The 18,654-nt window shown below is 36.6% G+C and carries 13 protein-coding genes; 3 read left to right on the top strand and 10 right to left on the bottom strand.

Features of this window, described 5'->3' with window-relative positions; genetic code table 11:
• Positions 1 to 155: 155 nt before the first annotated feature.
• The 8 genes from ACFINS_RS04790 to ACFINS_RS04825 all read right to left on the bottom strand — a co-directional run bounded on the left by ACFINS_RS04790 (position 156) and on the right by ACFINS_RS04825 (position 11,320).
• Entirely contained in the window at positions 156 to 2,909 is a 2,754-nt protein-coding gene (locus tag ACFINS_RS04790; protein WP_375650280.1) for a DEAD/DEAH box helicase, read from the bottom strand.
• A gap of 22 nt (positions 2,910 to 2,931) precedes the next feature.
• Entirely contained in the window at positions 2,932 to 4,572 is a 1,641-nt protein-coding gene (locus ACFINS_RS04795) for a site-specific DNA-methyltransferase (protein ID WP_375650276.1), read from the bottom strand.
• An 83-nt stretch (positions 4,573 to 4,655) separates the two neighbouring features.
• On the bottom strand, positions 4,656 to 5,057 hold the full coding sequence (locus tag ACFINS_RS04800; RefSeq protein WP_273787976.1) for an SUF system Fe-S cluster assembly protein: 402 nt from the start codon (positions 5,055 to 5,057) through the stop codon (positions 4,656 to 4,658).
• Entirely contained in the window at positions 5,050 to 6,294 is a 1,245-nt protein-coding gene (locus ACFINS_RS04805; RefSeq protein ID WP_375628099.1) for a cysteine desulfurase, read from the bottom strand. The genes ACFINS_RS04800 and ACFINS_RS04805 overlap by 8 nt, the downstream gene beginning before the upstream one ends.
• A gap of 10 nt (positions 6,295 to 6,304) precedes the next feature.
• Positions 6,305 to 7,567: a Fe-S cluster assembly protein SufD gene (gene sufD / locus ACFINS_RS04810; protein WP_375611953.1), complete on the bottom strand. Its 1,263-nt coding sequence runs from the start codon at positions 7,565 to 7,567 to the stop codon at positions 6,305 to 6,307.
• A gap of 11 nt (positions 7,568 to 7,578) precedes the next feature.
• Positions 7,579 to 8,334, bottom strand: coding sequence for a Fe-S cluster assembly ATPase SufC (gene sufC / locus ACFINS_RS04815; RefSeq protein WP_375611899.1), 756 nt, complete (start codon positions 8,332 to 8,334; stop codon positions 7,579 to 7,581).
• A gap of 159 nt (positions 8,335 to 8,493) precedes the next feature.
• Positions 8,494 to 10,005: a Fe-S cluster assembly protein SufB gene (gene sufB / locus ACFINS_RS04820; RefSeq protein ID WP_375611898.1), complete on the bottom strand. Its 1,512-nt coding sequence runs from the start codon at positions 10,003 to 10,005 to the stop codon at positions 8,494 to 8,496.
• Positions 10,006 to 10,144: 139 nt separating this feature from the next.
• Positions 10,145 to 11,320 (bottom strand): cysteine desulfurase family protein, encoded by a 1,176-nt coding sequence (locus tag ACFINS_RS04825; RefSeq protein ID WP_375611897.1) that lies wholly within the window; start codon positions 11,318 to 11,320, stop codon positions 10,145 to 10,147.
• 160 nt (positions 11,321 to 11,480) lie between these two features.
• Between ACFINS_RS04825 and ACFINS_RS04830 the strand changes: the two genes are divergently transcribed.
• The 3 genes from ACFINS_RS04830 (at position 11,481) to ACFINS_RS04840 (ending at position 14,414) form a co-directional block, all read left to right on the top strand.
• Positions 11,481 to 12,161: an alpha/beta hydrolase gene (locus ACFINS_RS04830; RefSeq protein ID WP_375611896.1), complete on the top strand. Its 681-nt coding sequence runs from the start codon at positions 11,481 to 11,483 to the stop codon at positions 12,159 to 12,161.
• A 323-nt stretch (positions 12,162 to 12,484) separates the two neighbouring features.
• Entirely contained in the window at positions 12,485 to 13,738 is a 1,254-nt protein-coding gene (gene tyrS / locus ACFINS_RS04835) for a tyrosine--tRNA ligase (RefSeq protein WP_375650266.1), read from the top strand.
• A 190-nt stretch (positions 13,739 to 13,928) separates the two neighbouring features.
• Positions 13,929 to 14,414 (top strand): peroxiredoxin, encoded by a 486-nt coding sequence (locus tag ACFINS_RS04840; protein WP_375646714.1) that lies wholly within the window; start codon positions 13,929 to 13,931, stop codon positions 14,412 to 14,414.
• A gap of 338 nt (positions 14,415 to 14,752) precedes the next feature.
• Here ACFINS_RS04840 and prfB read toward each other — a convergent pair.
• A protein-coding gene (gene prfB, locus ACFINS_RS04845; RefSeq protein ID WP_375650261.1) for a peptide chain release factor 2 occupies positions 14,753 to 15,881 on the bottom strand; the annotation gives its coding sequence in 2 pieces (ribosomal slippage) (positions 14,753 to 15,811 and positions 15,813 to 15,881; 1,128 coding nt in all).
• A 170-nt stretch (positions 15,882 to 16,051) separates the two neighbouring features.
• Positions 16,052 to 18,517, bottom strand: a complete 2,466-nt coding sequence (locus ACFINS_RS04850) for a penicillin-binding protein 1A (RefSeq protein ID WP_375650256.1) — start codon at positions 18,515 to 18,517, stop codon at positions 16,052 to 16,054.
• Positions 18,518 to 18,654: the final 137 nt, after the last annotated feature.

Below are 18,654 nucleotides of genomic sequence, written 5' to 3' on the forward strand. Positions count from 1 at the left end.
CCATACAAAAGCATAATCTTGTATAACTTTTCTATACATTTTTCTTTTTATTTTAACGTCGTTAGAAAAAAGTTAAAAATAATTATTCAAACATTTGATTAAACCTCACACCCGTCAATTAAAAAACTTATGTGTTTTATTTTTGAAGCAAAAAGTTATAAGCTCTCAAGTATAGATTCTGAAATGGTAAACTCTGCACACAAACCTTCAAAACTACTATTTGCTTTAATAGCATCATGGGGAATAAGAACATAATACCATTTTTTATCGCCATAAGTCGCCGCATAGCGCGTTGCATGACAACACCATTGAACTGCAGCTTCTCTCTTTTTTAAAACAATAGGATTTTGCATTTCAGAGGCTTTTTTAGGCTCACAAAGATATTTGGCATCCTTCGTTTCTACAACAAAGTCTGGTTCATAGATTGATCCTTTATCATATTCTATTCTGAAAAAACCTCGAGCGGGTTTCATCCATTTCAAGACTTGTGCATCATCCTCTAATATTTGAGCAAATCGTAATTCCCCTTCTACTGAATCAAACTTTTGTAAAGGATAACAGCATTTTCTAAAGCCGCTGAATACAAGTTTTTTAATATCGCTTTTAATGGCAGGAATATTACGAAAGTCAAGAGGAGACGTCCCTTGCGGCAACACATAATGGATAGGTTGTAAAGTTGTAAAACCTCGTGTAACTTTAACCGCATAATCTTTTTGCGTTTCCCATTGATGTTCTCTTAATTGCGCAACAATAAAACTAGTAAGCTTGTGCTGATAGTGAATTAATACGTTCTCAACAGCTGTATCATTGGGTAAATAAGATCGGAAATGTTCTACTATCTGACTAGCTAATTTTCGTAATAAGAGCGTATGGTTATCATAATCGACAAAGTCATTATCAATCAAACCACGAATGATGTAGTTTTCAAGATAAGGCTCTTTGACATATTCATTCTTAGATGTGAGAAAAATGCTTTTATGGGTACGCAATTCTCGAATTAAAAGTTCTTTACTAACAGGTTGAAAATTTAAGTTTTCTAAATTTTCCAAATCAAAATCATAAAAACCATAAGTAACATCACGCGAAGGAATGAGTATAATATTTGGAATATCTATTATCAGTTCTGTTAATTGTTTTGTCAGAATTGTCACCACTTTTGATACAAGAGACTTTTGTGATGAAGGCTTAATATTCATAACTTTATTAGCAATTTTTTCTTGTATCTGTGCAGAACAAAGCATTTGAGAACTTGGCAATTTATCATTCTCTTTGATAAGATCCCACGCGATCGCTGCAATATCTTGCTCTTCAGGTGTTAATGTAGGGGAATCTGTATGACGTAATATGATACCTTGTAAATCAGAAGATGCTCCATTTATATCGGAATTACGTATTACCATCGTTTGCATCAATAAAGCTTCTACTTGACTTGGAACTGTCACTATATCGGTCTTTTCAAAGGGGATATTCCCTCCTGTTCCAATCTCAATATGCTTTTTTATAATTGAGTTTGGATCGTTTGCACGATCAATAATATCTTGAAAACGATCATGCGCAATAATTGTTAAACGATCAATAGCTTCCACGCCTGTTCTATACCCATAAGGCAAACGCAATCCACGCCCAATTGTTTGCTCTGTTAAAATTTCTGAAGCCGATGCACGCAACGGTACAATAGTATAGAGATTCGTAACATCCCACCCCTCCTTTAATTTATTAACGTGAATAACAATTTCTGTTGGGTCATGAGAATCTTCAATTGCAATCAGCTTTTGAATATTTTGATCTTCTTCTATATTCGACTGTTTTGTATGAATCTCTATAACTTTTCCCTTATAAGCTCCTGCAAAAAAATCATCTGATTCCAATAAATCACGCAATTTCTGTGCATGATTTGTATCTTGAGCGACAACTAAAATAAAAGGCTTAACGAACTTTTTGTTATAATCTTTTGCATAGACAATTAAATCTGCTTTCACGTTTTCATGGGCATGAATTGCATCTTGTAATTTGATATGTTCTAATTGTTCAGATGTATAATTTTGAGGTTGAAAATCTTTACGTGTAGCAACAGCAGGCTCTTTTACAAAACCATCTCTCATAGCCTCTGCAAGTGAATAACTATAGACAACATTTTTAAAATCTACGGGTTTTGCACCTATTGTTTTTGGTGTCGCTGTAAGCTCTATTCCTAAAACAGGTTTTAACTCATTAATTGCTGCCGCACCAGCAGAAGCTCGATAACGATGTGCTTCATCCATTAACAAAACTAAATCAGGAAGATTTGCGAGATAATCAAAATAACTTTCACCAATCGTTTCTTGTAAGCGTTTAATTCGCGGAATACTAGATTTTAGTGCGCCTTTTTTATTATCCGTTGTATTAATTTTAGAAATATTAAAAATATTGATAAAGGCCGTATCTCTATTCTCAAACAAACGCTTTTGTCCTTGAATATGGTGTTCATCAACGCGAATACCTTTACCACTTTCATAATCTTCACCTGTAATAATAACGGGTCTATTGGCAATAAATTCACTCATTCCACTGAAAACATACTTCGGACTTTGGGGACTAAAATCCTGTTTTAACTTTTCATAAATAGTCAAATTTGGCGCTAAAACAAAAAAATGGCGACTATGACCTGTTAAATAAAGATAGCTGATAAAAGCCCCCATAAGTCGCGTTTTCCCAACACCCGTTGCTAAGGCAAAACAAAAAGAGGGAAAATTTCGTTCAAAATCTTGTACAGAAGGATAAAGATTTTTTATCACTTCTAACTCTGCAACCAAATCAGCATTTTTAGAAAGCTCTATATTTTCTAAGATTTTTACCAAAATATTTAAAGATTCACGTTGAGGATCACGCAACGATAAGCGAGCAGAAATCCTTTGTTCAACAGTGTTCATGAAAAACTCCGCTTTTTATATATTATTCAAATAAATCTAATTCTGCTTGCGCAATATCTTTATTTTTGCTGTTTTCTTTTACCACAATCACTGGTTCAAGATTGGCTACATTTAAACTGTAATCGTCCCTTCCCCATTCGCATTTTTCTAATATTGCACGGGGGATTTTAGTGAGTGTCAGATTTTCAAAGGATGCTGATTTTGTATCAAAGGCTGTACCACAAATCAGCAACGTGCGATGAGAGCCTACCTCTTCACTCATTATACGGAGTTGTTCATGGGTCATAGCGCTTGTTGTGACATAAATATAATCTGTTTCGGTTGAATACCCTTGCATCCAATAATGATTTTCATCAGGTGCATAGGTAAATCCCATATGTTTGCACATTGCTTCTGAAAGCATCGCAGCATTATATTCGCGACTAATAATCCATTGTCCCCATGGATCCTTTTGCAACAGAGAAGGTGCAAGGCGATAATAACGGAATCCACCGCCACCTTGCCAATTGACACTTTTGGAAATTCCCCCTTGATCAGTTCCATCAATGACTTGTTTTAAACGAGGGATAATGTGGGTGTGACAATGCTCACCAAGTTCAATCATAATCCACTTCCTTCCCATTTTATGGGCAACAGCACCGGTTGTGCCAGAACCAGCAAAAGAATCCAGTACAAGATCACCGGGATTAGTGGCAAGTTGAATAATGCGTTCCATTAAACGTTCCGGTTTAGGAGTTGTAAAGACACTATCAGAATTAAAAATTTTGACTTCTCTTTTGGCATCTTGGTTGTGTCCCACTTCTGTGTAGGGCCAAATCGTCATTGAAACCATACCATTTTTTACTTCTGATAAAAAACGCTTAATACGTGGCACTCCATTATTATCTGTTCCAAACCAAATACGATTATCTTTCAATAATTCAAAGAATTTTTTTTCATTTATAGCCCAACTTCTACCATTAGGAGGCATCACCTTGCGTCCAGAAGGTGTGATGATTTCATAAATATCCTTAGGCGTTACTCTTTTTACGGACAAATCTCCAGACTGCCATAACCCACGCGGATCATTATCAGGATTTTTATAGCGCGCATCCATATCGCTTGAACGAGGAAGCAATTGAGGGCGCCAAATCGTTTTATCTTTGGCATAAACTATCACGAAATCATGATTGTCTGAAAGCCACTTTGCATCATTCTGCGGAGCAAATTTTTTTTGCCAAATAATGTTGTTGATGAAATTTTGGCGACCAAAAATTTCATCCATCATCACTTTAAGATAAGCTTGTTCATCATCATCAATGGAAATCCAGATACTTCCATCATCCGCCAGTAAATGATGTAACAATTCTAGCCTATCTCTCATAAGACTTAGCCATATGGAATGCTCTAAACCATCTTCATAATGTTCAAAAGCATTGCCTGTATTATAAGGTGGATCGATATAGATACATTTTACCTTCCCCGTATATTCTTTCTCAAGCGCTTTGAGCGCGAGCAAATTATCACCAAAAATAAGTTTATTATCAAAAATATCTTGGGATGATATTTGATGCGAAGCGTGATAAGATTTTTCAAGATCTTCTAATAAGATACGAGGCTCTAGTTTTGGGCGTTTTTCTTTTCCAATCCAAATGAGTTCTAGTTTTTGTTTATTATAACTCATGCGATCGTCCTTAAATTCAAATGCTTGTGAAAAGTAAACAGCTTATTCATGAATGGCTAAATTAGAGTCTCTTAACAATACTTTTAGTACCATCCGACAGCAATTTGAGCTTCTTCTGACATACAATCAGGTGTCCATGGTGGATCAAAAGTCATAGTGACTTCAACATACGAAACCCCTTCAACTGCACTGACTGCATTTTCTACCCACCCCGGCATTTCACCTGCAACAGGACATCCCGGTGCTGTAAGAGTCATTTCAATTTTTACTGAACGATCATCTTCAATATCAATACGATAAATCAGTCCTAGCTCATAAATATCAGCAGGAATCTCTGGGTCATAAACTGTTTTGAGAGCAGCAATAATATCATTTGTCATACGATCAATTTCGTCTGCTGGAATTGCTGATATGTAAGATTTTTTATTTTCGCTTACAGTTTCAACGGATTCTGTAGAATGACGCTCTTCAATTGATTCAGCCATTAAAAAATGTCCTTGTTTCTTGCAATGCTTCTACTAATTGATCTATATCCTCTTGAGTGTTATACATGGCTAACGATGCGCGGCAAATAGATGTTAGACCAAAGCGCTGTAATAAAGGCTGTGCACAATGAGTTCCCGCACGTATCGCAACCCCTTTTCTATCAATAAACATAGCGATATCATGGGCGTGAATCCCTTCAATTGTAAATGATATAATAGCTCCTTTATTGGGAGAATGACCATAAATACGCAATGACTCAACCATTTTAAGTTTTTCCTGCGCATAAGCTAAAAGGGATCTCTCATGGGCATGAATCGTGCTACGACCTTTCTCTTGTATATAATCAATAGCCGCAGTTAATCCAATAGCTTCAACGATAGGAGGAGTGCCTGCTTCAAAACGGTAAGGAGGAGCATTATAAAAAACCTTATCGGTTGTTACCTCCTCGATCATTTCCCCTCCCCCTTGAAAAGGACGCATTTCTTCTAACCTATCTTCTTTACCATACAAAACACCAATACCAGTGGGTCCATAAAGCTTATGACCTGTAAAGACATACCAATCACAATTGAGATCTTGCACATCAACGGTTAAATGTACTGCTCCTTGAGAACCATCAACAAGAACAGGAATAGAATTTTGATGTGCTAGTTTAATAATCTCTTTAACAGGAGGCACAGTTCCTAATATATTGGACATATGCGTTATAGCAACAAGCCGCGTTTTTTCGCTTAAAGCCTTTTGGAAATCTTCAATGTGCAGAACACCATTTTCATCGACAGGAACAAAAATAAGTTTAACACCTTTTTGTTCACGGAGAAAATGCCAAGGAATAATATTTGAATGATGTTCCATGATCGTTAGAACAATCTCATCACCTTCCTTGAGTTTTGGCATCGCCCAACCATAAGCAACAGTATTAATAGCTTCTGTTGCATTTTTCGTAAAAACAATTTCTTCAGCTTTTTGAGCATTTAGAAAAACACGAACGGTTTCACGAGAATTTTCATAGGATTGTGTTGCTATATTGGCTAAAAAATACATTCCCCTATGCACATTAGCATAACTATAGTGATAATAATTATTCATTGCATTGAGTACTGACATTGGTTTTTGGGCAGAAGCACTACTATCAAGATATGCTAATCGCTTTCCATAAACTTGATGGTGCAAAATAGGAAAATCACGCCGAATTTCTTCGACATTATAAGTAAATGTTTGTACGTTATTTTCCATTTTTTCTACCTTAAACATTTTTTTCAAGCCATTTACTAATGATATTCTCCAAAACGATTTGAATATTATCTTGCTTGATGTCATCAATGAGCTCAGAGATAAATCCTTTAATCAAAAGTGCTCGCGCCGTTTTAAATGGGATACCACGTGTCATAAGATAAAAAAGATAATCATGATTAATATTAGCAACTGTTGCACCATGACCACATGCAACATCATCAGCAAAAATCTCCAGTTCAGGCTTTGCATTAAATTCTGCATCATCTGAAAGAATAAGGCTATTACAAGCCATGCGTGCATCTGTTTTTTGCGCTTTTTGAGAAACACGTATTATTCCTTGGAAAACACCAACAGCCTTATCTGTAACCACATTGCGTATAATTTCGGTTGATGTTGATTTTTCTTCCACGTGACGAACAGTCATTGTAAGATCACTATGTGTTTGTCCTGATAATAAATTTATGACGCGTAATTGAAAATCAGATTCTTCTCCCTGTAATTCAATATCGATTTCTTGGCGATTTAATTGACTCCCTATATTAATGACATAAAGTGATAACTTCGCTCTTTGATCAAGAACAGCACAAAATCGACCAAATTGTGTAGAATTAAAATCACGATTGCGAATGAGAATCCACGTAACATCACTATCAGCAGCAACATTTAATGAAAATATTGAACTGACAAAGGTATCTTTATCATTGCCAACCTGATGTTCAATAAACATAACTTGACTATTTTTATCAACTTTTATATCCGAAAAAATATGAGATTGTCCCCCCATTTGTATATTTTGTAATTCAATGGGGATATTTAACTTTGTATTTTCAGGGATGTGAAAAAGCCAACCATCTGTAACAAATGCTGTATTTAACTGTCCAATAAAATCTTCATCAGAAATGTTTTGATTTATCTGTACAGAATTATCTTCTAATGCGTCTGAAAGGCGTTTTACTGCAATGTTGTCTACCTTTGACTCTATCGATGTTTTTCCATTGTTTATGGAGAAAACAGCACTTTCTGAAAGCAATGCATCAACCAATTGATTGTCTTGAACTTTTGAAAAATTGCTAATAGACTTCAGTAAGGTACGCAGATTGGTATAATGCCAACTTTCGATTTTACGGGAAGGAAGCCGTGTCGTTTGAAACTGCTCAATAGTTTTCTTGCGGATTTCCTGTACAGCTTTATCACCAGGTAAGTGGTTTACATACTGATTAAAATTACTGAGTATATTTTCTTCAACCGCTAACAAGTTTTGCTGTGCATTCATATTTAATAACCTCAAACCGCTTCCCTAATAAGATCAGCATACCCATTTTCCTCTAAATAAAGCGCTAAGGATTTATCACCGCTTTTGATAATTTGTCCTTTATAAAGAACATGTACCGTATCAGGAATAATATAATTAAGCAGCCGTTGATAATGGGTAATCACCAAAAATGAACGTTTTGAATCCCGAAGTTTATTAACACCATCTGCAACAATTTTTAGTGCATCAATATCTAAGCCAGAATCCGTTTCATCTAAAATGCATAGTGTAGGTTCAAGAAGTGCCATTTGTAAAATTTCAGCGCGTTTTTTTTCTCCACCTGAAAAACCTACATTTAATGGACGCTTTAGCATATCCATATCTATTTCAAGTTTGGCTGAAACTTCTTTAACACATTTTATAAATTCAGGAATTTTAAGTTCTTCGTCACCTCGCGCTTTGCGTTGAGAATTCATCGCAACTTTTAAAAATTCCATTGTTGCTACCCCTGGTATTTCCATTGGATATTGAAATGCAAGAAAAACACCATATGCAGCACGTTCTGCTGGATCCATTTCTAAAAGTGATTGTCCATTATAGAGAATATCTCCTTCTGTTATTTCATAATCATCACGACCAGCAAGCAAATAAGATAAAGTTGATTTTCCGGCTCCATTTTGTCCCATGATAGCGGCAACTTCTCCATCTTGAACTGTCAAGTTTAAACCACGAATAATTTCTGTATCGGTTTCAGCAATACGGGCGTACAAATTTTTGATCTCTAACATAATTTAATCCTGTTTTGGCTGTTTTTCAGATATCAATGCGTATTATTTTATCTTAGCATCCATCTACTTTTGTAATTACCATAGAGGTCATTTTTAGCATTATGTGCTACCGTTACAGCCTTTTTACATAAAGTCTTCTATTTATCTAATTAAATAAAATTATCCAACACTACCTTCAAGGCTAATACTAATAAGCTTTTGTGCTTCGACAGCAAATTCCATGGGAAGTTTTTGAATGACCTCTTTTACAAAACCATTTACAATTAATGCGATAGCTTCTTCTTCCGGAATTCCTCTTTGCATAACATAAAAAAGTTGGTCATCAGAAATTTTTGATGTTGTGGCTTCATGTTCAAACTGAGCTGTTGCATTTTTTGCTTCAATATAAGGAACTGTATGCGCACCACAATCATTTCCGATTAACAAACTATCACATTGCGTAAAGTTACGCGCATTTTGTGCTTTTCGATGCGCTGTGACTTGTCCCCGATAAGTGTTATTTGAAAAACCTGCAGAAATACCTTTGGAAATAATGCGACTGGATGTATTCTCTCCCAAATGAATCATTTTTGTACCAGAATCAATTTGTTGATAACCGTTTGCAACAGCAATAGAATAAAATTCTCCACGCGCATTATTACCACGGAGTAAGCAGGATGGATATTTCCAAGTAATCGCAGAACCGGTTTCAACTTGTGTCCATGAAATTTTAGAGCTATCACCTCGACAATCTCCACGCTTCGTCACAAAATTATAAATACCGCCCTTGCCATCTTTATCGCCAGGATACCAGTTTTGTACTGTAGAATATTTAATCTCTGCATTTTCAAGGGCAATAAGCTCAACAACAGCAGCATGAAGTTGGTTTTCATCACGTTGGGGTGCTGTACACCCTTCAAGATAAGAAACATAGGAATCTTCAGCGGCAATAATCAATGTTCGTTCAAATTGGCCAGTGTTGCGTTCATTAATCCTAAAATAAGTTGAAAGCTCCATAGGACAACGAACCCCTTTGGGAATATAAACAAATGAACCATCTGTAAAGACAGCAGCATTTAAGGCCGCATAATAATTATCACTTATAGGTACAACTGTTCCTAAATATTCTTTAATAAGCTCAGAATGTTCAATAATCGCCTCTGAAATAGAACAAAAAATCACACCGGCGCGTGCCAGCTCTTTTTTGAATGTTGTTACAACAGAAACAGAATCAAAGACTGCATCAACAGCCACCTGCCCCGATACAGACATACTGTCATCAAAAGTGGAGGGATCAGACTGTTTTCTTACTCCTGCCAAAATCTCTTGTTCTTTAAGGGGAATGCCAAGTTTTTCGTACGTTGCTAATAACTCAGGATCCACTTCATCCAAAGATTTTGGTCCTGTATGATTTTTGGGAGCAGCATAATAATAAAGCTCCTGAAAATCAATTTTAGGATATTCAAGACGCGCCCAATGAGGCTCTTGCATTGTCAGCCAACGGCGGTAAGCTTTTAAGCGCCATGTTAGCATCCATTCAGGCTCATTTTTTTTAGCGGAAATAAATTTAATAATATCCTCATTTAAGCCTTTTGGAGCTTTATCGGTTTCAATATTGGTTTCAAAACCATATTTATATTGGTCAACATCTATTTCACGTACTTGGCGTATCGTTTCTTGTACTGCCGGCATCAATTTTCTCCATTTTTTGGCGTCAAAAACCGGTAACTAAAGTCTTGTTTTTTACAAGATTAAAGTAAGCAAGTTATCTCCTAGGCTATAGGTAAAGCGCAAAAATTTCAATCAAACTTATTTTATTTTTAAAATAATTCTAATTTTTATAACTTTCTGATGATAAATCTTCCCCTTTTTTCCTGCTTATAATTTGAGAAAAAAACGACAGAAAATCATCAATATCTTCAGAAGTTGTGCCACGTCCTAGCGAAATGCGAATGGCACCATTTGGAACATGATACCCCATTGCCTCCAACACTTTGCTTTGTTTTACTTTTCCTGAAGAACAAGCAGAGCCGGATGATAAAGAAAACCCTTCTAAATCAAAAGCAATTTGCATCGTTTCAGCTTTTATATTTTTCACGGTAAAGTAAGTTGTATTTGGCAAACGTTGAACTCTTTTGCCAAAAATATCAACATTTTTACTTATTTTTTGTAGTCCAGCTTCTAATTTATTGCGTAAATATATTAACTGTTTTATTTCCTCCTGTGTGAAGCAATCAGTCATTGCTGCCCCAAAAGCAGCAATAAGGGGCAATGCTTCTGTTCCTCCACGGAGACCTTTTTCTTGTCCTCCCCCAATAATAAGAGGGTGTGGCATGAGAAGATTACCACATGAAACAAAAGCACCGATTCCTTTAGGACCGCCAACTTTATGTGCAGACAGTATAAAAAAGTCTCCTCCTAGCTGATGAATATCCACAAAATTTTTATCTACATATTGTGTTAAATCAACTATAAGAGTGCCTCCTAAATCCCGAACAATAGCGGCGATTTCTGTTAACGGTTGAATAACACCCGTTTCACTATTTGCAGCTTGAATAGCAACAAGAGGTAAACCTTTTGTTTTATCGTGAACCGTTAAGAGTGATGTTAATTTATCTTGTTGTATGAGCCCATCTTGATCAACATCAATGACGCTTATCAACTCTTTAGAAAAACGTCCTCCCTCTGCAACAGAGGGATGTTCAGTCGCTCCAAGGTAAAGGTGAGAAAATTTAACTTTTGCTTTCCCCATATTGTAAAAGGGTGTTAACAAAGTCATTGCAGCTTCACTCGCACCAGAGGTAAATACCACGTGATCTGGATCTGTTTTCAGATTTTCAGCGATTTGCCGACGGGCCTTTTGCAACAAAGTTTTAGCGGCACGCCCTTCCTTATGAACCGATGATGGATTACCAAATATCTCTAAAGATTCCAGTAACGCCATCCGTGCCACTTTTTTGAGCGGTGTTGTTGCGTTATGATCAAAATATCGGCGTTTTATAACCATTTTACATCGCAATCATTAATCTTATGAATTGATTGAAAAAATAGCGCATTTTTCTTGAAAAGTGCACTAAAAAAAGAATATCTAATAATTATTTAAGAGATTCTATGGTAAAAGTCGACTAGGGTCAAAGAGAGTCCTTTATTGCATTAAGGAGCATTTTATGCCAGAAATTATTTTTAACGGTCCCGCGGGTCGGCTCGAAGGGCGTTATCAACCTTCACAACAAAAAAATGCACCCATTGCGATCATTTTGCATCCTCATCCCCAATTTGGTGGAACTATGAATCATAAAATTGTCTATGACCTCTTTTATATGTTCCAACAACGTGGCTTTACAACTTTACGTTTTAACTTTCGTGGTATTGGTCGTAGTCAGGGTGAATTTGATTATGGAATAGGAGAACTTTCAGATGCTGCTGCTGCTCTCGATTGGGTTCAAACACAACATCCAGATTCTAAAAATTGTTGGGTAGCAGGATACTCATTTGGAGCATGGATTGGTATGCAGCTTTTAATGCGCCGACCAGAAATTGAGGGATTTATCTCAGTTGCCCCTCAGCCTAATGTTTATGACTTTTCATTTCTTGCACCTTGTCCCTCTTCTGGACTTATCATTCATGGCGGTATCGATAAAGTTTCCCCTCCAAAAGATGTTCAAATACTTGTCGATAAATTAAAAACACAAAAAGGTATCATCATCACACAAGAAATATTGGAAGAAGCTAATCACTTTTTCAGTGGATGTCATGAAAAACTTATTGAGCGATGTACCCACTATTTGGATAACCATATCTCCAATGAACTTCTCGCTCCTCCTCCTGAAATACTTTCACTAACTTAGGAAAATACGATAGATTTATAAAAAAATTAGCAAAAATTGTCTCTGATCATAACAAAGTAATTTTTTTAGTCTGCATTTAAAACTTTTCTAAATTTTATTTCAGGATAGAAATGAGAATAACAGCATACCTTTTTTCTATTACTAAGAAGTCTCTTTTTTAGCGTATAAAGATAATAATACCTGTATTATTATCTTTATATTACCAATATGTCTCTTTCTCTTGTGAGGTGTGCGTCAGTTATGATAGATAACGCATTAATAATTCGTTATATAATCGCCTATTATATACAATAAATGCACTCTTAAATTAGGAAATTAAATCTGTGTTTGCCTTTAAATCTGATTTTTTACACATTATGAGCGAACGTGGTTTTATCCACCAAATTTCAGATGAAAAAGGCTTAGATGATCTTTTTTCAAAAGAAACTGTAAGCGCTTATACTGGATTTGATCCAACAGCATCGAGTTTACATGCTGGAAGTCTTCTTCAGATTATGATGCTTTATTGGTTACAAAAAACGGGTCATCGCCCCATTGCTTTAATGGGCGGAGGGACCGGATTGATTGGTGATCCTTCCTTCAAAGACGAAGCACGACGTCTTCTGACACAAGATGATATTGCTACAAATATTGATGGTATTAAAAAGGTATTTGCTAACTATTTGACATTCGGTGACCGAGAAACCGATGCTTGTATTGTGAATAATGCTGAATGGTTATGCAATTTAAACTACTTAGAATTTTTGCGTGATGTAGGAAAGCATTTTTCTGTCAACCGTATGTTGTCATTTGATTCTGTCAGACTCAGACTTGAGCGTGAGCACTCTTTGTCATTCTTAGAGTTTAATTATATGATTCTGCAAGCTTATGACTTTGTTGAACTTTATAAACGTTATGGGTTGCGTATGCAAATGGGGGGCTCTGATCAGTGGGGCAACATTATTAACGGAATCGAATTAGGACATCGTTTAGGAACACCGCAATTATATGCGTTAACATCACCATTGCTGACAACCTCTTCCGGTGCCAAAATGGGTAAATCATTGAATGGGGCTGTATGGCTAAATGCGGATAAACTTTCACCTTATCAATTTTGGCAATACTGGCGCAATACAGAAGATGCTGATGTAACACGATTTCTAAAGCTCTATACTCCATTGCCAATGGATGAGATTCTTAAACTTTCTCTATTACAAGGAACTGAAATTAACGAAGCAAAAAAAATTCTTGCAACAGAAATTACAGCAATGTTGCATGGACGTGTTCTTGCTGATGCAGCAGCAGAAACGGCTCGCAAGACGTTTGAAGAAAAAACTCTGGGAGAAAATCTTCCAACTGTTGAAATTAATGCCTCAGAATTAAAAAAAGGTGTTGGATTGCTCACTCTTTTAGTACAAGCAGGACTCGCTAGATCTAATAGTGAGGCACGCCGACACGTTCAAGGTGGAGGTGTCCGTGTAAATGATCAAATAATAAAGGATGAAACACATCTTATTATTGAAGGGGATGTCAGTGCAGAAGGAACCATTAAACTTTCTTTTGGTAAGAAAAAACATGTTGTGATGAAACCAATATAATCTTTTGCTGTTTTGTTTATGTTGTTCACGTCGAGCTTGTTCTTTCAATTCAATCGTTGTGATAGGGCGAATTTTGTTAGGGAAATAAAAGTCTCTTCAAAACGATAAAATTCTAGAGAGTTGAATAGTTCTTTTCTTCTGTGTACTCTGATATCTTATACCTGTTACACAAAAAAGAAAGATGAAAACAATGACAAGACCAATGAAAGGTGCTCTTGCTCCTGATTTTACTTTGCCGCGCGATGGAGGAGAGACAGTGTGTCTTTCTGACTTTAAAGGAAAGCCTGTTGTTTTATATTTTTATCCCAAAGATGACACCAGTGGTTGCACAAGTGAAGCACTTGATTTCACAAAATTAAAGATGAAATTTGATGAAATCGGTGTTGCTGTTATTGGAATCTCTCCAGATAATGTAAAAAAACATGATAAATTTAAAATAAAACATGAACTTGATGTCATCTTGGTTTCTGATGAAGAAAAAACGACCCTCGAAGCTTATGGTGTTTGGGTTGAGAAAAGCATGTATGGACGCAAATATATGGGAGTTGAACGGAGCACTTTTTTAATTGATGCAAATGGAATAATAGCAGAAGAATGGCGCAAAGTAAGCGTATCTGGGCATGCTGAAAATGTTTTAGCTACTGCAACACTTTTATATCATAATGGTAACTTGTAAATTGAGTGTTTGATTTACCTTCAAAAGCAAAAGTTATTCTCCCTAATTGATTTTAGTTTTTCAACGGATTCGATTTTTACAATATATTGATTTATAAGGATAATGAATTGTTTTACATTTATATTAGTCCCCCGAATATCGCAAAATTTTCTGATTTCAGATTCTTCCTATCACTTGCAATATCATAAGCAGAATTAGCGTGTGAGAAAAAATTGAAGAAAGGAACAAGAAAATCCCCCTTTAAACCTTTAAAGTATCAAAGGCTATATAACATCACAGCATCCATAAAACGAACAGCTTAAGAAAAAATCTATATGGCTTGAAGGAAGGATATATAATTAACGAATATCCTCAATTTTTTTGTCTTGTCCATAAATGCGCCGTGCGAGTGCTGCCTCTATAAATGCATCTAAATTACCATTAAGTACGGATTGTGGATCCGTATTTTCAATTCCTGTACGCAAATCTTTGACAAGCTGATAGGGTTGAAGAACATAAGATCTAATTTGATGTCCCCATCCGATTTCTGTTTTAGAAGATTCAGCAGCATTGGTTTCTTCTTCTCTTTTTTTAAGCTCTTCTTCATAAAGCCGTGCACGCAACATCGACCAAGCCGTAGCGCGATTTTTATGTTGAGAACGCTCTGTTTGACATTGAACAACAATACCCGTTTTTATATGTGTGATGCGAACAGCAGAATCTGTTGTGTTAACATGTTGTCCTCCTGCTCCAGATGCACGATATGTATCAATACGCACATCTGCCTCTGAAACATCAACTTCAATATTGTCATCAATAACTGGATAGACCCAAATGCTCGCAAAAGAAGTATGGCGCTTTGCATTCGAATCAAATGGAGAAATCCGCACTAAGCGATGAACGCCTGATTCTGTTTTTAACATTCCATAAGCATTATGCCCTTTTACAAGAATAGTCGCTGACTTTATTCCTGCTTCTTCTCCATCATGAACTTCTAAAATTTCAACCTTCATTTCATGCTGTTCAGCCCATCGCATATACATACGTAAGAGCATAGAAGCCCAATCTTGGCTTTCTGTTCCCCCTGCTCCAGCATGAACTTCTAAATAGGTATCATTCGGATCTGCCTCTCCTGAAAGAAGTACGTCAATTTGCCTTTTATCTATCTCATTTTTAAGATTACGTATTGATCTTTCTGCATCAGCGATAATTTCCACATCACTTTCTTCTTCGCCCATCGCAATAAGCTCAATGCATTCTTCAAGTGTTTTTGTAAATGATAAAAGACCATTGATTGAATCATCGAGACGTTGACGCTCACGCATCATATCCTGTGCTCGTTGTGCATCATCCCATAATGATGGATCTTCCGCTTTTTGATTAAGATATTCAAGACGCTTTAGTGATTGATCCCAGTCAAAGATGCCCCCTTAGCAATTGTATTGCTTTCTGGATTTCATCAACTAATGTTTCTATTTCTGCTCGCATAATTTAACACCGTATTTTTAAAAACTCTTTTTGGTTGTGTCTCTTAGCATTTTATACAAATTTAATAGCTGCTATCAGAAAATGGTACAATTCTATCACTCTATTTATAGAACCGACATTGTAAAAAAGAGATAAAAACCATGACTCATGGCAAAAGGAGATTTTGTCGATTAATACAGCCCACCTGTCCCACTTTCAAGTGCTTTGTTGACTTGTGGAGAAGTCGTTACTGCAGGAACACCTTCTTGAAAAGAATTTGTACTCCCAATAACTTGATATATATCAGCAGGCCCAGTCCCTGGTTTAAATGCTTCTATAATGACATCTTGATCTCCTCTTTCGGCAAGCATTCCTGTTTTCCGATTAATTGGCATTAAAATCATACCTTTTGGCATCTTAAAGGGAACATCTGGCTTCCCTTTAAGAGCATCTGCCATAAAATCACCAAAAATAGGTGCAGCTAATGAACTTCCTGTTCCATTATATCCTAACGGAGCTGGTTGATCATAACCGACAAAAATACCGACGACAATGTCAGGAGTAAATCCCATAAACCAGACATCCTTAGAGTCATTGGTTGTTCCTGTTTTAGCGGCAATATGTCGATTAAGATAACGTAAACGTGCCGCAGTACCACGCTGAACAACCCCTTCCATCATCGATGTAATTTGATAAGCCGTCATAGGGTCAAGAACTTGATCTCGCTCATCAATCAATGTGGGTTCACTTTGATTATTCCATGAATTCGTATTACAATTTTCGCAAATACGATCATCATGACGATAAATTGTCTTCCCATAACGATCTTGAATTCTGTCTATCAGAGAAGGTTTAATAGAGCGTCCGCCATTGGCAATAACGGAATAAGCTGTAACCATTCGTAATACTGTTGTTTCGCCAGCCCCTAAAGCCATGGGAAGATAAGGCTGCAATTTATCTACGATCCCAAAGCGTTCTGCATATTCAGCGACAAGAGGCATTCCCATATCATTGGCAAGCCGTATTGTCATAAGATTACGAGAACGCTCAATACCATAACGCAACGTTGAAGGTCCTGCAAAGGTACCCCCATAATTTTTGGGTTGCCAAACTTCACCATTATATTGACGAACTTCAATGGGGCCATCTAAAACAACGGATGCTGGTGTATATCCGTTATCAAGAGCTGCTGCATAAACAAAAGGCTTAAAAGCAGACCCCGGTTGGCGGTAAGCTTGGGTTGCACGATTGAATTCAGATGCGGCAAAAGAAAATCCTCCCACCATAGCAAGAACGCGCCCTGTATGAGGTTCCATAGCAACAATTGCACCTTCAACCTTTGGAATTTGTTGTAAACGATAAGTGTTGTTTGTATTGGATAGTTTTTCAACAAAAATGACATCCCCAACTTGCAGAACATGAGATAAATTCTGAACAGTTTTTCGATAACCATTTTCTTTTACAACATGGAGTGCCCATTTTGAATTAGCTTCAGATAAAACAGCAATTTCCCGTTTTTTTGATAATATACCTGAAGCTTCGCGCTGTGGCTGTAAACCAATCTCTACTTTGTTGGGATTAGTAGAAAGAACAACAGCTAAACGCCATTCAGGAACATCACTTAGCCCTATGATATCTGCAAGTTCTGCCCCCCAATCACCTTTCTCATCAATATGCGCATAAGCTCCACGCCATCCTTGCGCATGATCAAATCTAATTAATCCATCGTGCAAAGCACGTCGCGCAATAAGTTGTAAATGCGGATCAAGCGTTGTACGAATGGAAAGCCCACCTTCATAAAGTGTTTTAGCCCCATAGCGATGTATTAAACGACGCCGTACTTCTTCAGTAAAATAATCAGCTGCAAAAACATAGCTATCACTCCCACGGATTGTCGCTCCTAAAGGTTTAGCTTTCGCTTTTTCACCTTGTTCACGCGTTACATATCCATTTGCAATCATCCGGTCTATAACCCAATTACGCCGATCAATAGCACGTTGTGTATTCTTAAATGGATCATAATTTGCTGGTCCTTTTGGAAGAGCAGCCAAATAAGCACATTGTTCTAGCGTCAGGTCATTGACGGATTTATTGAAATAAGTCAAAGAAGCAGCTGCTATACCATAAGTGCCACGACCCAGATAAATTTCATTGAGATAAAGTTCGAGAATATGATCTTTTGAATAAGTTTTCTCAATACGCATTGCTAAAATAGCTTCCTTAAATTTACGTTCTAACGTTGTTTCTGAACTTAAAAGGAAGTTTTTAGCGACTTGTTGCGTTATAGTTGATGCACCCTCTGGACGTCTTCCAGAACCAATATTACGAATATTATTGATCAAAGCTCGAGAAAGTCCTTCAGGATCTAAACCAAAATGATGATAAAAGTTTTTGTCTTCAGCCGAAATGAAAGCATTTATAACAAGCTTTGGTATTGATTGAATCGGTAAATAGAGGCGATGTTTTGTTGCAAACTCTGCCATAAGACGGCCATCAGAAGCATGGACACGGGTCATTACCGGCGGCTCATAAAGTGAAAGAACTTCATAATCAGGGAGTGCATTTGCTTGACCACTGGTCATAACACCCCACGTTATTGCACCATAAAGTCCAATAGCAATAAAAAAACGAAGAAGATATCTTAAAAAAATCATCATAAAAACGGCTATCGCTTTCTTAAGAATTAATTAAAGAAAAAATACGTTACTTCAAACACACCAAGTGGATATCACCACAAGATTGAGATCAAGAGAAATTGTTTTCTATCTTTTATTTATACTAGGGTACACTAGAA

This window comes from Bartonella sp. AA2SXKL (assembly GCF_042197205.1).
GTDB lineage: Bacteria > Pseudomonadota > Alphaproteobacteria > Rhizobiales > Rhizobiaceae > Bartonella.

Bases quoted from the DNA above. Each gene is read 5' to 3' on its own strand.
- ACFINS_RS04790 (WP_375650280.1), bottom strand. From the start codon at position 2,909: ATGAACACTGTTGAACAAAGGATTTCTGCTCGCTTATCGTTGCGTGAT.
- ACFINS_RS04795 (WP_375650276.1), bottom strand. From the start codon at position 4,572: ATGAGTTATAATAAACAAAAACTAGAACTCATTTGGATTGGAAAAGAA.
- ACFINS_RS04800 (WP_273787976.1), bottom strand. From the start codon at position 5,057: ATGGCTGAATCAATTGAAGAGCGTCATTCTACAGAATCCGTTGAAACT.
- ACFINS_RS04805 (WP_375628099.1), bottom strand. From the start codon at position 6,294: ATGGAAAATAACGTACAAACATTTACTTATAATGTCGAAGAAATTCGG.
- sufD (WP_375611953.1), bottom strand. From the start codon at position 7,567: ATGAATGCACAGCAAAACTTGTTAGCGGTTGAAGAAAATATACTCAGT.
- sufC (WP_375611899.1), bottom strand. From the start codon at position 8,334: ATGTTAGAGATCAAAAATTTGTACGCCCGTATTGCTGAAACCGATACA.
- sufB (WP_375611898.1), bottom strand. From the start codon at position 10,005: ATGCCGGCAGTACAAGAAACGATACGCCAAGTACGTGAAATAGATGTT.
- ACFINS_RS04825 (WP_375611897.1), bottom strand. From the start codon at position 11,320: ATGGTTATAAAACGCCGATATTTTGATCATAACGCAACAACACCGCTC.
- ACFINS_RS04830 (WP_375611896.1), top strand. From the start codon at position 11,481: ATGCCAGAAATTATTTTTAACGGTCCCGCGGGTCGGCTCGAAGGGCGT.
- ACFINS_RS04840 (WP_375646714.1), top strand. From the start codon at position 13,929: ATGACAAGACCAATGAAAGGTGCTCTTGCTCCTGATTTTACTTTGCCG.
- ACFINS_RS04850 (WP_375650256.1), bottom strand. From the start codon at position 18,517: ATGATGATTTTTTTAAGATATCTTCTTCGTTTTTTTATTGCTATTGGA.